General features: G+C 58.9%; 9 protein-coding genes. 3 read left to right on the top strand and 6 right to left on the bottom strand.

Annotated features, from left to right (window positions below; all coding sequences use genetic code 11):
• Positions 1-139: 139 nt before the first annotated feature.
• The gene (locus tag BJ928_RS16355; protein ID WP_047631446.1) at positions 140-2,014 is read right to left on the bottom strand and encodes a KUP/HAK/KT family potassium transporter; all 1,875 of its coding nucleotides are present in this window, start codon (positions 2,012-2,014) and stop codon (positions 140-142) included.
• A 698-nt stretch (positions 2,015-2,712) separates the two neighbouring features.
• Here BJ928_RS16355 and BJ928_RS16345 point away from each other — a divergent pair.
• Together BJ928_RS16345 and BJ928_RS16340 are read left to right on the top strand one after the other, a co-directional pair.
• Complete coding sequence (locus tag BJ928_RS16345; RefSeq protein ID WP_047631448.1) at positions 2,713-4,368, top strand: NRAMP family divalent metal transporter; 1,656 nt, start codon at positions 2,713-2,715, stop codon at positions 4,366-4,368.
• A gap of 620 nt (positions 4,369-4,988) precedes the next feature.
• Entirely contained in the window at positions 4,989-6,917 is a 1,929-nt protein-coding gene (locus BJ928_RS16340) for a methyl-accepting chemotaxis protein (RefSeq protein ID WP_047631449.1), read from the top strand.
• Between the two features lie 653 nt (positions 6,918-7,570).
• On the opposite strand, the gene BJ928_RS16330 is transcribed toward BJ928_RS16340, so the two are convergent.
• Together BJ928_RS16330 and BJ928_RS16325 are read right to left on the bottom strand one after the other, a co-directional pair.
• On the bottom strand, positions 7,571-8,962 hold the full coding sequence (locus tag BJ928_RS16330) for an aldehyde dehydrogenase family protein (RefSeq protein ID WP_047631451.1): 1,392 nt from the start codon (positions 8,960-8,962) through the stop codon (positions 7,571-7,573).
• Positions 8,952-10,610 carry an acetolactate synthase large subunit gene (locus BJ928_RS16325; protein WP_047631452.1) on the bottom strand — a complete coding sequence of 553 codons (1,659 nt, stop codon included), beginning with the start codon at positions 10,608-10,610 and terminating at the stop codon, positions 8,952-8,954. Before BJ928_RS16325 ends, BJ928_RS16330 begins: the two co-directional genes overlap by 11 nt.
• Before the next feature lie 379 nt (positions 10,611-10,989).
• Between BJ928_RS16325 and BJ928_RS16320 the strand changes: the two genes are divergently transcribed.
• Positions 10,990-11,193 carry a cold-shock protein gene (locus BJ928_RS16320; protein WP_047631453.1) on the top strand — a complete coding sequence of 68 codons (204 nt, stop codon included), beginning with the start codon at positions 10,990-10,992 and terminating at the stop codon, positions 11,191-11,193.
• Between the two features lie 179 nt (positions 11,194-11,372).
• Here BJ928_RS16320 and BJ928_RS16315 read toward each other — a convergent pair whose 3' ends face one another.
• The 3 genes from BJ928_RS16315 to BJ928_RS16305 form a co-directional block, all read right to left on the bottom strand.
• Complete coding sequence (locus BJ928_RS16315; RefSeq protein ID WP_047631454.1) at positions 11,373-11,918, bottom strand: hypothetical protein; 546 nt, start codon at positions 11,916-11,918, stop codon at positions 11,373-11,375.
• A gap of 126 nt (positions 11,919-12,044) precedes the next feature.
• Positions 12,045-12,311, bottom strand: coding sequence for a WGR domain-containing protein (locus BJ928_RS16310; protein ID WP_052227695.1), 267 nt, complete (start codon positions 12,309-12,311; stop codon positions 12,045-12,047).
• Between the two features lie 147 nt (positions 12,312-12,458).
• On the bottom strand, positions 12,459-13,172 hold the full coding sequence (locus BJ928_RS16305) for an SDR family NAD(P)-dependent oxidoreductase (protein WP_047631456.1): 714 nt from the start codon (positions 13,170-13,172) through the stop codon (positions 12,459-12,461).
• Between the last annotated feature and the right edge of the window lie 64 nt (positions 13,173-13,236).

The raw sequence follows: 13,236 nt of genomic DNA, 5'->3' as shown, positions 1-13,236 counted from the left end.
TGCACGGGCGAGCGGGCAGCAGCACCACCCATGGTCGACTTGATGCGCAACCAGCGCATCGCGAACCGTGGACAAGACGACACGCGCGTCTCCGGACAGCATTCACTGCCACACTTTTTCGGCGGCTCTTCAAATGGCGCTAGACGGCAACCTCATGGCCAAGGTCGAGAAGCTCGCCGGCTGGGATGCGGAAGAACTCCGTCATGTGGGCACTATTGCGCATCAGCGCGGCAAACGAGGCCTGTTGCCAGTAGGGCAAACCGTGACCGTCCTCCCGTCGAACGATCTTTTGCGTACCGATGAAGTAATTGACGCTCTCAAGGTCGACGGGGCAGTCGAGCGCTGCGATTTGTCGAACGAGGGCGGGAATATCGGGGCGCTCCATGAAGCCATAACGCGTGACGGCGCGCCAGAAGCCGGGCGCTTCTTCGGAAAAGACGACGCGGTCGGCCTCAGCCACCCATGGCACGGATTCCGTCCGCAAGGTGATCGTCAGCACCTTATGATGCAGCGAATTCGAATGCTTCACATACCACTGGATCAACAAGGGCGTGTTGGCCGTCGAGCGTGTCAGGAAGACAGCCGTGCCGGGCACGCGCGCGATCTGCCGCTGTGGCAAGCTGGCGATGAAATCGCCGACCGAGATAGGATTCTCCTCCATGCTTGCCGTCATCGCGAGCACGCCGCGATGCCAGATGTACATGACCGCATAGACGATGGCGGCAAGGATGAGGGGAACGTAACCGCCATCCAGCAGCTTCGACAGGTTCGATATGAAGAAAGCCATGTCCACGACGAGAAACAGGCCGGCAACGACGACGCTGACGAGCAGACTCCAGCGCCATATCTCCCGCATCGCCATGAACAGCAAAGCCGTCGTCATCAGCATGGTGGCGGACACGGCAATACCATAGGCCGCGGCCAAATTGTCCGACTTCTTGAAAGTCAAAGCGAGGCCGATCGTGACGATCATCAGCAGCCAGTTGACCGCCCCGACATAGATCTGGCCATAACCCTCGGCGGAGGTCTGCATCACCTTCAACCGCGGCATCCATCCAAGTGCTATGGCTTGCCGCGTCATGGAGAATGCGCCGGTGACGATCGATTGACTAGCGATGATCGTTGCCACGGTCGACAACAGGATCAGCGGCAAGGTCAGGCCTGACGGACAAAGGCGATAGAAGATATTGCCATCAGTCGGCGCGCCGGCAAGGACGATCGCGGACTGCCCCGCATAATTCAGAACAAGACTTGGAAAGACGATAAAGGACCAGGATAGCTTGATCGGCCCTGCGCCAAAATGCCCCATATCCGCATAGAGCGCCTCGGCGCCCGTAACGCAGAGAAAGACGCCGCCAAGCACGAGAAAACCGATGCTGCCATGATGGAGCAGATAGGAAAGGCCGTTCAAGGGGCTCAATGCCCACAACACAGCCGGATGCTGCGCAATGCCCCATATCCCCATCAATGCCATCGCCAGGAACCACAGGCTCATGATCGGGCCGAACGCGCGCCCTATTCGCGCCGTGCCGAACGGCTGGATGAGAAACAGCCCGAGTAGGATCGCGACCGTCAGCGGCAGGACATAGGCATGCAGCGATGGGGCAACGATATTGAGGCCCTCCAGCGCCGAAAGCACCGAGATCGCCGGCGTGATCGCGCCATCGCCATAGATCAGCGCAGCGCCGAACAGCCCAACGGCAACGATAAGCGGCCGGGCCTGGCGCTTGATGCCGAGCAGAGCCATGAGCGCGAGTATTCCACCCTCGCCATCGTTGTTGATCCGCATGGCAAAACCGGCATATTTGACCGAAGTCACGATGATGAGCGTCCATACGATCAATGACAGTACGCCCGTTATCGCGGAAGGATCACCGGTGCCGGTCATGTCGAGCACAGTCTTGAGCGTATAGAGCGGACTGGTGCCTATATCGCCGAACACGACACCAAGCGCACCAATGCTTGCCATGACCAACGGCGGCGACGGTTTGGCCGAACGATCGCTTCCCGACATCCGATGCTCCCGAATCTCTTGGGTTAAGGGCGGAGAGGCAGATTAAGCACCTTCATATGAACTCAAGATGATAGACGCCCTTCGTCTCCCCTATCTATGAGGCTCTTTATACCAAGGTATCGGTTGTAGGTTGCCGTCAGAGGAGTATACCGGATGATGTTCGGGATCATCGTGTTCCGGACAAGTTCGGCATGACCGGACGTGTAACGCCACAGAGGACCATATGAACCCGCGATCTAGCAGTCAGCACACGGAAGGCGACAGTCGACGCTTGTCGAACGTCGAGACCGCTGTGCCGACAAAATGCCCGGGCAGAACATGTGACCGCAAGGGCCAACGCCGTCGGCGTTGATCCGCGGCTCCGGTCTCCCGGGTTCGAGCAACTATCGAACCAGGAGGAGGTCGGTATCATGACCACCATCTTCGAACACGCCGTTATGAACGGCATTCATGCCGAACCAATCTCTCGCTATTGTGACGAAGGGCTCGCAGACCTGTTCCCCCGGTCGGCTTGCGCGGCTTCGCCTTACTACCCTCGGCCGATTTACCATCGGGAACGAGGCGTGATCTCGTCCCCCCAATCGGGCTGAATGCCCAACGGGTTCTCTTTATCGAACATGCTTGTCTAGGCCACCACACCGGCGGCTCCTCAATAACAGGTCAAAACGTTGCGGCTCGCCCCGCACGGGAGCAAGACTATGGATAATTTGCAATCAACCGGAGCAAACTCGGCTGTCCTCGACACAGCCCATGTCGGTGATATTCGCGGCGCACTGGGAACCATCAATCACGGCGATGTCGCCGCCCGCTCTACATGGCGCGCCCGACTACTCACCCTGCTGGCGATCCTCGGCCCCGGCCTGATCGTCATGGTCGGAGATAATGACGCCGGTGCTTTCGCCACCTATACTCAAGCTGGACAGAACTACGGCACATCGCTGCTCTGGACATTGCTGCTTCTGGTGCCGGTCCTCTATGTGAACCAGGAAATGGTGCTCCGCCTTGGCGCAGTGACGGGCGTTGGCCATGCTCGACTCATTCTGGAACGGTTCGGCAAATTCTGGGGTGCTTTCAGTGTCATCGATCTGTTCATCCTCAATGGCCTGACGATCGTTACTGAATTTATCGGCATCAGCCTGGCGCTCGACTATCTCGGCGTCTCTAAGATCACAGGTGTTGCAATTGCTGCACTGTTGACCATGGCTGCGGCAAGCACGGGCAGTTTTCGCCGTTTCGAGCGCTTCGCGCTGTTCTTGTGCCTCGGTAGCCTGCTGCTGGTTCCGATCGTGCTTGCGGCGCATGTATCTGGCCACCAGATCATACGCGATCTGACGGTTCCCAATCTGCCGGACGGCAAGCTGTCCGATATTCTTCTTCTTATCATCGGGATTGTCGGCACGACGGTCGCTCCGTGGCAACTGTTCTTTCAGCAGAGCTATGTCATCGACAAACGCATCACGCCACGCTTCATCGGTTACGAGAAAGCCGACCTCTGGCTGGGTATCGTTCTCGTCATGATCGGTGCCATTGCAATGATGGTGTTCTGCGCAGCGATCTTTCAGGGACAGCCGGAGTTCGGCAACTTCACGGATGCCGGTGGCATTGCTGCCGGACTTGGCAAATATGTAAGCCCGACCATGGGCGTATTGTTCGCCATTGCACTTATCGACGCCGCCATCATCGGCGCTGCCGCCGTATCGTTGGCGACTGCTTATGCAATCGGTGATGTCCTCTCCCTCAATCATTCTCTCCATCGCAAGGTTGGTGAAGCGAAAGGCTTCTATCTCGTCTATTGCGGCCTGATCGCTGCCGCCGCGGCCCTCGTGCTCATCCCCGGCTCGCCGCTCGGCCTGATTACGCTTGCCGTGCAGACCCTCGCCGGCGTCTTGCTGCCAAGTGCCACGGTCTTCCTGCTGCTGCTTTGCAACGATAAGGCCGTTCTCGGGCCGTGGGTAAACGGCAAGTTGATGAACTTGTTCACCGGTGCAGTCATTGCCGTGCTCGTGATGCTGTCGATCATTCTGACGGCTTCGGTTCTCTATCCGGATATCACCGGCGAGCAGATCCTCTGGGTACTTGCAGGGGGAACGCTTCTCGGATTTGCTGGCTTCGTCGTAACCGCGACGCTGCAGCGCCGTGCAAAACGCGCACCCGGCCAGAGCGGCTATCCCAGGCTGCTGGAAGACGACCGCTCCAAACGGCTCACCTGGCGCATGCCGCCGCTCTCCGACCTGGAACCCATCCATCTGTCACTGTCGCGGCGCGTATGGATGATCGTATTGCGCGGTTATCTTGTCGTCGCGGTCGGCATGGTACTCGTGCGCGTCGTCCAGCTTGCATTGGGCGAGGGTTGAACCCGGACAAGGCAGGCAGCTATTTCATGCAAATAACGATGCCGGCGGTCTTCATCGCCGGCACTCGCATACCGACAAGGCGCCAGTAGACACTATCAAAAGTATAATTCAGCAGCGGTGACCCTGTATCCGTTCGGGAACAGCTGCCATATTTTAAGATCATTCAGCACCGTTTGATCTGATCAGGCGGCCTGAATTTCAGCAGCGCATGCATATCTGCTAATGCGGTCAGCAGTTGCAGTTTGCTTGCTCGATCGCATGATTACGGCAATCAAAAACTGAAATCGGATGCGACGCCACCATCTGTGTGAGGTACATTGCAAGCACTGACACGTCATTTCAATCAAAAGACTACCGTTGATTTGCAGAGAATTTTTTGATTATACAATTTGTAGTCAATGCTCAACCTATTGAATTATTTAATTAAAATTATGTAATATTCGTCACCATTAATCATTTTCTCAGACATATCTGGCTTGCTTTCTATTGCAGCGCCCAATGCGACGAGCAGAATGCTCCACGCCTGCAATGTTCCCGGTCTTCAGAGCAGGCAACCCCCGACCTATCTCGATCTTCGTCGTGTAGGCAGTCGCCGGCTCGCTAAAAGTCAACGAGCCGCCATGTCATTTCTTCAGAACGCCAAGATCCGCACGAAGGTGCTTTCCATCATCATTCCGATCTGCCTGATCGGGATTGCCAGTGTCCTTGTCGTATCGAGCCAATACAAGGATACGGTTGCGACCTATTCGAATTTCATTGCGAAGGATGAGACGGCAGCGGTGGAAATGGCCAGGGCCAGCCAGCGCGTGACCGCATTGAGCTACAATGCCTACCAGATCCTGATCTACAGTACGAAAGATCCGGAAATGGCGACGTTCTCCAAGCAATATGAGGAGAACAAGACAGTCCTTCTCCAGCGCTTCGCGACAGTTCGGCAATTGATCCCCTCGGAAGCGGACGCAATCGACAAGCTGGCGGCAAAAGCCAATGACATCCTTGCCCTCACGGACCAGGCCGTGAAGGCCGGACTGGTCGACGACAACGATACCGCCGCCAAGTTCCTGAAGCAGGCGGACCCGCTTATCAACAACGAAGTCGTCGCGGTTCGCGAGTGGATCGATACATTCAACAAGAACATCAATGACAAGAGCGACAGGCTGGACGAGCACGCGAGCAGCACGATCATGAATGCCCTGATCGCGCTCGGCGTTCTCTTTGCCGCAGCAATCGTTGTTGCCGTTCTTGTTTCCGCGCGCGGCATTGCCGCTCCCATCGAACGCCTGCGGGCTCGCATGGTGTCGCTGGCCGACGGAAATACGGACGAGGCGATTTCTGGGATCGAACGCAAGGACGAAGTCGGTCAGATGGCGGCCGCCGTCTCCATCTTCCGTGACAACGCCATCGAACGCATCAGGCTGGAGCAGCAGGCCGACGCCAACCGCAGCCTCTCCGAAAAGGAGCGGCTTGAACGCGAGGCCCAGAAGGCCAAGGACGCAGCGGATACGCAATTTGCGGTCGACGGTCTGGCAAACGGTCTTGCCGAGCTTTCGAACGGCAATCTGGTCTACCGCATCGAGCAGCCCTTCGTTACTCATCTCGACCGCCTGCGGGCGGATTTCAACGCCTCGATGACGAAACTGGAGGAAACATTGCGTTCCGTCGGCCAAGGGGGCCAGGCCATCGCCGCCGGCGCCAGCCAGATCCGCTCCGCGGCCGATGATCTCTCCAAGCGCACAGAGCAGCAGGCAGCCTCCGTCGAGGAGACCGCCGCCGCACTGGAGGAGATCACCACCACCGTCAAGGATTCCACCCGCCGCGCAGAGGAGGCAAGCTCGCTCGTCGGCCGCGCGCGGATCGGCGCGGAAAAATCCGGCGAGGTCATGCAGGAAGCGATTGCAGCAATGGCGGCAATCTCGAAATCCTCAGGCGAGATCAGCAACATTATCGGCGTTATCGACGACATAGCCTTCCAGACAAACCTGCTTGCGCTCAATGCGGGGGTTGAGGCTGCCCGGGCGGGCGACGCCGGCAAGGGCTTTGCCGTCGTCGCGCAGGAAGTGCGCGAACTGGCGCAACGATCCGCCACGGCCGCCAAGGAGATCAAGGCATTGATTTCGACGTCCGGCCAGCAGGTCGACAGCGGCGTCAATCTCGTCACGAGAACCGGACAGTCGCTGCAGCAAATCGTCAAGGAAGTCGAGGAAATCGACCGCAATGTGCGAGCGATCGTCGAATCTGCCCGCGAGCAGGCGACCGGCCTGCAGGAGATCAACACGGCCGTCAACAGCATCGACCAGGGGACGCAACAGAACGCCGCCATGGTCGAGGAATCCACTGCCGCAAGCTATAGCCTCGCCAAGGAGGTTACGGCGCTGAACGACCTTCTGGGAGAATTCAACCTGCAGAACGGCCGAAACCATGCACGACCCGTCGTCGCAACGGAACGCTCCAGCCCGGCCGCATCGCCGGCGCGTTCGCTCCGCTCCAAGATCGCCGGCGCGTTCGCCGGCTCCGGCGCGGCGGCTGCGGCTTCCTGGGAAGAGTTTTAATCTATGGATCTCGGCCAGTCCTTGCGGGTCAGTTCGCAGGATTGTCTGATCTCGCAATCAGGGATCGCGCTCACGCTGGCGCGGTCCTTACGGCGACCCGGAATATAGCCAAGGCCAAAGTCTTTCACTGACCCGCGCTATTGCTTCCTGGCTCTGCATATGACGGTCCCGTTACCCGTCCGGGCCTTCTTGTCCGGATCGATACAGGTCAAGGCACTGGGTGCGCAATCCTCCCGGAACTCGTAGGGGCCGTCGGGACCTTGAGCGATCTGGTTGGGGCTCTGAGACGGGCAGTCCACAGCCTCCGTACCGCGTTGCTCGCATGCGGAAAGGGCAAGGCAGGTCAAAATGAGACCGAGAAACTTGTTCATCATCTGCCTTCAGTTACGGGATCACATGGTGGACGTACATCCATTGGCACCACGGACCATCTTGAAACTCGATGAACGAGCGGTTGCGTCGCCAAGTTCAAAGCGATTCCCTTCCCATATAACACCGGGCCTCGCCGCAAAAGCCGCAAATTGCACCCTCCACGAAATTGGAACTATCTGACCCTCAACTGCGCGCCACGGAATGCCGGCTGCAATCTCTGCCGAATCAATTGCGGGCCCGTCCCGACACGGCAGGGCTTTCAATGAATTGCAGCCAGTCGTCTAGCCGACGCCGTTAAACACCACCATCTTGTCATCGGCCATCTCTTCCATCGTCCAGGGAATACCCCCGACACCATATCCCGACTGCCTGCGCCCGGCAAAAGGCATCCAGTCGGTTCGAAAGGCGGTATGGTCGTTCACGAGTACAGCCGCGGCATCGAGATGCCGTGCCGCCTTAAGAGCGATCGCTATATCCGAGGAAAAGACGCTTGCCTGGAACGCGTATGGCAGCGAGTTGGCAATTCGGATTGCCTCGTCAACGTCGCTATACCCGTAGACGCAAGTGAGCGGACCGAAGACTTCCAGCCGCGACACCTTGGCATCGGCAGGCGGATCGAGCAGGACAGAGGGCAGAAGCGTGGTCTCGGACAAACGCCCTCCGCCGAACTGCTTTGCCCCTGCGTCGATCGCCTCCTTGATCCAGCTTGCCACACGTTCGGTCTCGCGCGGCAGGATCAGTGGCCCGACCTCGGTCTCCTTCAGCCTGGGATCGCCGACATGCAGGCCGGCTACCTTGGTGGCAAGCGCCTCGGTAAAATTGGCTAGAATATCATTTTGGACGAGGATGCGCTGCACCGACACGCAGACCTGCCCCGCATGATAGTAGCCGCCCTTGACGATCGTCCCGACGATCGCATCGACGCGCGCACTGCGGTCGACGATGACGGGGGCGGCTCCGCCGTGTTCCAGCGCGCATCGCGTGCCTGGCGGCAGCTTGCTCTTCAGATACCAGCCGACCTTTGCGGAACCGATGAAGCTCATGAACGCAACGCGCTGATCCGTGGCGAGACGCTCGGCAAGCGCATTGTCTTCCGTGATGAATGTCTGGCACCAGCGCTCGTCCAGCCCCGCCTCCCAGAACAATTTGACGATCTCGATGCAGGAAATCGGCGTGGTCGCCGCCGGCTTGACGATGACCGGGCAGCCAACGGCCACGGCCGGGGCAATCTGGTGGATGATGAGATTGAGGGGATGGTTGAACGCCGATATCGCCGCCACGACGCCGATCGGCTCCTTGGTGGTGAAAGCCCATCGGTTCGCGCTGGCGGCAGTCAGGCCCATCGGGATTTCCTTGCCACCAAAATTACGAAGCTCGTCGGCCGCATTGACGAGGCCATCGATGCCACGCGTCACCTCGATGATCGCGTCCGTCAGGGGTTTGCCGCCTTCGCGGGCGATCACCATGGCAAAGCGGTCGCGGTTCTCGAAGAGAAGCTCGGACACCCTTCTCAAGATCGCCATCCTGCGATGCGCCGGCAGCCAGCCATCACGGTCGGCGAAAGTCCTCGCGGCGATGTCGAGCTTGCGCTCAAGAGCGCCCGCATCGTCCGCCGGGATTTCTGCGATGAGCTCGCGGTCAAATGCCTGATAGACCTGCAGGTTAGGCGTCATTTGCGTCCTCCAGAATGGCGGGAAGCCGCTCGCGCAATTCCTTCACCAGCACGCGCTCGTTTTCAGAGTAATCGACGGGGACGTTCACCAGATGGACGCCACCTCCGGAAAAGGCATTTTCAAGAGCCGGCTTGAACTGGCTGATATCGTCGACCCTCGTTCCCTTGGCGCCATAGGACTCCGCATATTTCACGAAATCGGGATTGCCGAAGGTCATCCCGAAATCCGGGAATTCGTCCACCGCCTGCTTCCACCGGATCATGCCATAGGCGTCGTCCTCGATGACGAGAATGACGAGGTTCAGCTTTAGCCGCACAGCAGTCTCGATTTCCTGCGAGTTCATCATGAAACCGCCGTCGCCGCAGACCGCCATGACGCGTCGTCCGGGATAGAGCATCGAGGCGACCATCGCAGACGGGAGCCCGGCGCCCATGGTCGCAAGCGCGTTGTCGAGCAGCAGCGTGTTCGCCATACGCGTGCGATAGTTCCGCGCGAACCAGATCTTGTACATTCCGTTGTCGAGCGCGAGGATGCCGTCATGCGGCATGACCTCACGGATGTCATGGACCAGCCGCTGCGGCGTGAAGCGATCTTCCGTTGCTCGATCCGCGATGCGATCGAGGATGCGCTCTCGCAGATGCAGCAGGGCCTGCGCGTTCGGCAACTTGCCTTCGAGGCGGTCCGCCAGCGCCTTCAGCGATGGGCCGATGTCGCCGATGACTTCCGATTGCGGAAAGTAGACCTGCTCGACCGTCGCAGGCTGATAGCCGACATGGACGACGTTCGGCCCGCCCTTGCCCATGATGAAGGGCGGCTTCTCGATCGTATCATGGCCTATCGTGATGATGAGATCGGCCTGCTCGATTGCCTCGTGGACATAGTCTTTTTCCGAGAGAGCGGCGGTACCCATGTAGAGCTCCGTTCCGCCGGGAACCGTTCCCTTCCCCATCTGCGTCGTAAAGAACGGGATGCGGGTACGGATGACGAATTGCGCGATGTCAGACGTCGAACGCGGGCGTGAAGCGGCGGCGCCGAGCATGAGGAGCGGGCATTTCGCCGCGATGATGAGTGCTGCCGCGCGGTCGAGGGCCGCGTCGCTTGCGATCGGCAGTTCCAACTGATGCGGCGCGACCAGCGCGACCGGCTGGCACTCCTCGGCGGCGATATCCTCCGGAAGCTCGAGATGGACCGGCCCGGGTCTTTCCTCCTGCGCGATCCGGAACGCCTCCCGGACCATTGTCGGGATCATCTGCGGCGAGACGATCTGCCTGGTAAGCTTGGTGAGCGGCTTCATCGAGGCGACCACATCGACCACCTGGAACCGGGCCTGCCTGGACGAAAGTATCCCTTTCTGTCCGGTGATCATCACCATCGGCATGGCGCCGAGGAGCGCGTATGCCGCACCCGTCGAAAGATTCAAGGCGCCCGGCCCGAGCGTCGTCAGGCAGACGCCCGGTTTGCCTGTCAGACGGCCATAGGTCGCGGCCATGAATGCGGCCGCCTGCTCATGCCGTGTCAACACGAGCTGAATGGACGATTTGCGGATGGACTCGACAACATCGAGATTTTCTTCGCCTGGGATACCGAAGATCCGGTCGACACCCTCGTTTTCGAGTGCGGCCACCAGGAGATCTGAGCCTTTGGTCATGGATGGAACTCATGCTTGTTGGCGGATCGAATGATTGATGCCTCCCAAACCGGAAGGCATATCCCGAGAATAGATCCTTTTGCCGGCTAGTCCATCACAGTTTGCATCAGATTCCAGTTACCGCGGCTGACAGAAACTGTGCATTTCCCCTGCAAGGAAGGATCGATGAAGCCAACTCCCGCATCGGGAGCATCTTGCCCATAACTGGGCACCTTTCCCGTATTTACCGCGGTGACATTGGGGCTTCAGACACTGTCCGAGCGCAGAAAGCACATTTTGATCGCAACACCTGTCAAGTTCCGCTATTAGATCAGCTTGATCTGGCGGCAGTTGCCCGCTAGGTTGCCGCCGCGATCAACTGCAAATACATGGGGATATCATGCCAACTGGCACGGTTAAGTTTTTCAACACCGATAAGGGCTTTGGCTTCATTACGCCGGAAAGCGGAGGACCTGACGTTTTCGTTCACGTCTCCGCCCTGCAATACGGCAATGTGCTCAGAGAGGGACAATCCGTTTCCTACGATCTGGGTCAGGACCGGAAGACCGGCAAGTCAAAGGCGGAAAACGTCAGACCGCTCTAATCACTACGGACAAGTCACTACCCGAGATCTCGGGTAGTGCACTCGGGCGCGATGTCCGTCTCCACTTGATGGCCGGGTAGGCCTCAAGCGGCTTGGAGTTATTGCACGCGCGAAAATCGCGAAGCTCCAACCTTCAGTCGCGACTGTACGACCTCCACGACACCGCTTGCCCTTTCGGGTCACGCTCCCACTTCGCCCAGCGCCCTATCGAGAATGTCCATATCGTATGCGCCGGGATTTTTGCTGTAATGCTCGATGAAACTGCGGAGATCGGCGGCTGTGATGTCACCCGAGAGCAAGGTGCGTGACTGATCGCGGGACGAGAAGGTGCCATGAGCCCGCATCTCGTACATGGCGCAGACCAGATCCATATTGGCCTGACTCGCATTCACATTGCCATCCTTGTCGTAAAGAACACCATCCTTGATGGTTCCGCCCGTGGTCTTCTCATAGAGCTTGATGTCGGACGCGATGAGATAGTCTGCCGGGTTGATGGTCTGTCCGCTCGTCTGCTGGGTTGCGGCGTCCGCCCTATCCAGGGCCATTGCCGAAAGCGACGCCTGGAATGCAGAGGCAGGGTTCTTACGATCGGGAACAGGGGCCGCAGATGATCCAGAGGCGGATCTTGCCGCCTCGCTTTGGGCATCGATCATGGCGACATCGCCCAGGGCGGAACGAGCCTTGATCGGGATCTGCATGCCGTATCTGTCTGTCGAAATCTGCATCCCAGCGCAAGCCTCCGAGCATGGGGGGAACGTAATGCAAGGTTGCATTCTTGACTTGCTTGAAGCTTGAGTTGATCTCGCATAAGCTGCAGCCGCGTACGGAATTCTCGCTAAAGGCGATGCAAATCAGAAGAGCGCCCTGCTCCGCAAGGGGCACGGGCGGTAGCCTTTGGCCCGCTTCTGTCGCGTCAGCGCGAGGAACAGTCTGACGGCATCCCTTTCGTCCTCGAAATGATGCGCCATCGTCTGGCCGCCGAAGCCTATGCGGCCCCAGCGTCGGGTGAGACAGGTGTCCCCGAACAATGTCGTCGATATCTCCAAAGAGTAGTAGCGAGCCATGTTCTTCGCGACATTGGTGCGCTCGATGTAGAGATGATAGGGCTGAGCAAGCATGGAAGCAGACTCGTCGATCACGCCGCTGCGGTCCAACGAGTGTTTTGAATCGGTCGGTCAGGTCCGATTCATTTCCGTTATGTATTCGGCCATCTGCGGCGCCGCCTTCACCAAAGCGGCTGCCCGCATCTCTCCTCTGCAGAAAAATCACCAGGGGACGGTTCGGCCCAGATAGTCCAGATACTCCAGCCCCGGCTTTCCGCGCTGATCGAGAAGCACGTTCACCAGGTTCGGAATGCTCTCTTCGATCGTCAGCCTCCCGTCGGGACCGCCCAAGTCGGTCTTGACCCAGCCGGGCGCCATCAGCACCAATGCGCGCGCCTCGTCTGCATGCCGGGCGGCATAACTACGCATCAATGTGTTCAAAGCCGCCTTGCTGCCGCGATAGACCTCTCTCATGCCCGTCGTATTGTTGCTGACGCTCCCCTGCCCCGACGACATGACACCGATCAATCCAGTGGGCGAGACGAGATCCTGCAGGCCTTCCACGGTGCGCATCGGGCTCAGCGCGTTCGTCACCATGACGCGCACGAACTCTTCGGTCGTCACCTCCGCGATGGTTTCGGTCGGCACATTTATCGTTCCGGCATTGACGAACAGCATGTCGAAGACCCGGCCGTCGAGGCGCTGGCGCAGTGACGCAAGCTGTGCCGGTTCGTTGATGTCGAGCCTCTCGATGGTGACGCGGTCGTCGGAGCCGTCCGCCAGATCGTGCAGTTTCGTCCTTGACGGCGAGGCACGCACCGTGCCGACGACGGACCAGCCCTTCTTGAAGAATTCTTCGGCCATGGCATGACCGAGCCCGCGCGATGCACCGATGATCAAGATGCTGCCTGTGGAGTTGGAAGATGATGACGGCATGGGGCATGCCTCCTCTGTTTGCTTATCCTGGGCTCAATATGAAAACTCGTCCTGGATTTCGCCA

It is taken from the genome of Rhizobium sp. WW_1 (genome assembly GCF_003610155.1).
In the GTDB taxonomy this organism is placed as follows: domain Bacteria; phylum Pseudomonadota; class Alphaproteobacteria; order Rhizobiales; family Rhizobiaceae; genus Rhizobium; species Rhizobium tropici_A.
Note: the sequence above shows the minus strand (reverse complement) of the source record. Positions and strands in the feature narration are given on the sequence as shown.

What these genes read in the sequence shown, in the direction of transcription:
- BJ928_RS16325 (WP_047631452.1), bottom strand. Translation starts at nt 10,610, where the DNA reads ATGACCAAAGGCTCAGATCTCCTGGTGGCCGCACTCGAAAACGAGGGT.
- BJ928_RS16310 (WP_052227695.1), bottom strand. Translation starts at nt 12,311, where the DNA reads ATGCTTGCTCAGCCCTATCATCTCTACATCGAGCGCACCAATGTCGCG.
- BJ928_RS16315 (WP_047631454.1), bottom strand. Translation starts at nt 11,918, where the DNA reads ATGCAGATTTCGACAGACAGATACGGCATGCAGATCCCGATCAAGGCT.
- BJ928_RS16355 (WP_047631446.1), bottom strand. Translation starts at nt 2,014, where the DNA reads ATGTCGGGAAGCGATCGTTCGGCCAAACCGTCGCCGCCGTTGGTCATG.
- BJ928_RS16320 (WP_047631453.1), top strand. Translation starts at nt 10,990, where the DNA reads ATGCCAACTGGCACGGTTAAGTTTTTCAACACCGATAAGGGCTTTGGC.
- BJ928_RS16330 (WP_047631451.1), bottom strand. Translation starts at nt 8,962, where the DNA reads ATGACGCCTAACCTGCAGGTCTATCAGGCATTTGACCGCGAGCTCATC.
- BJ928_RS16305 (WP_047631456.1), bottom strand. Translation starts at nt 13,172, where the DNA reads ATGCCGTCATCATCTTCCAACTCCACAGGCAGCATCTTGATCATCGGT.
- BJ928_RS16345 (WP_047631448.1), top strand. Translation starts at nt 2,713, where the DNA reads ATGGATAATTTGCAATCAACCGGAGCAAACTCGGCTGTCCTCGACACA.
- BJ928_RS16340 (WP_047631449.1), top strand. Translation starts at nt 4,989, where the DNA reads ATGTCATTTCTTCAGAACGCCAAGATCCGCACGAAGGTGCTTTCCATC.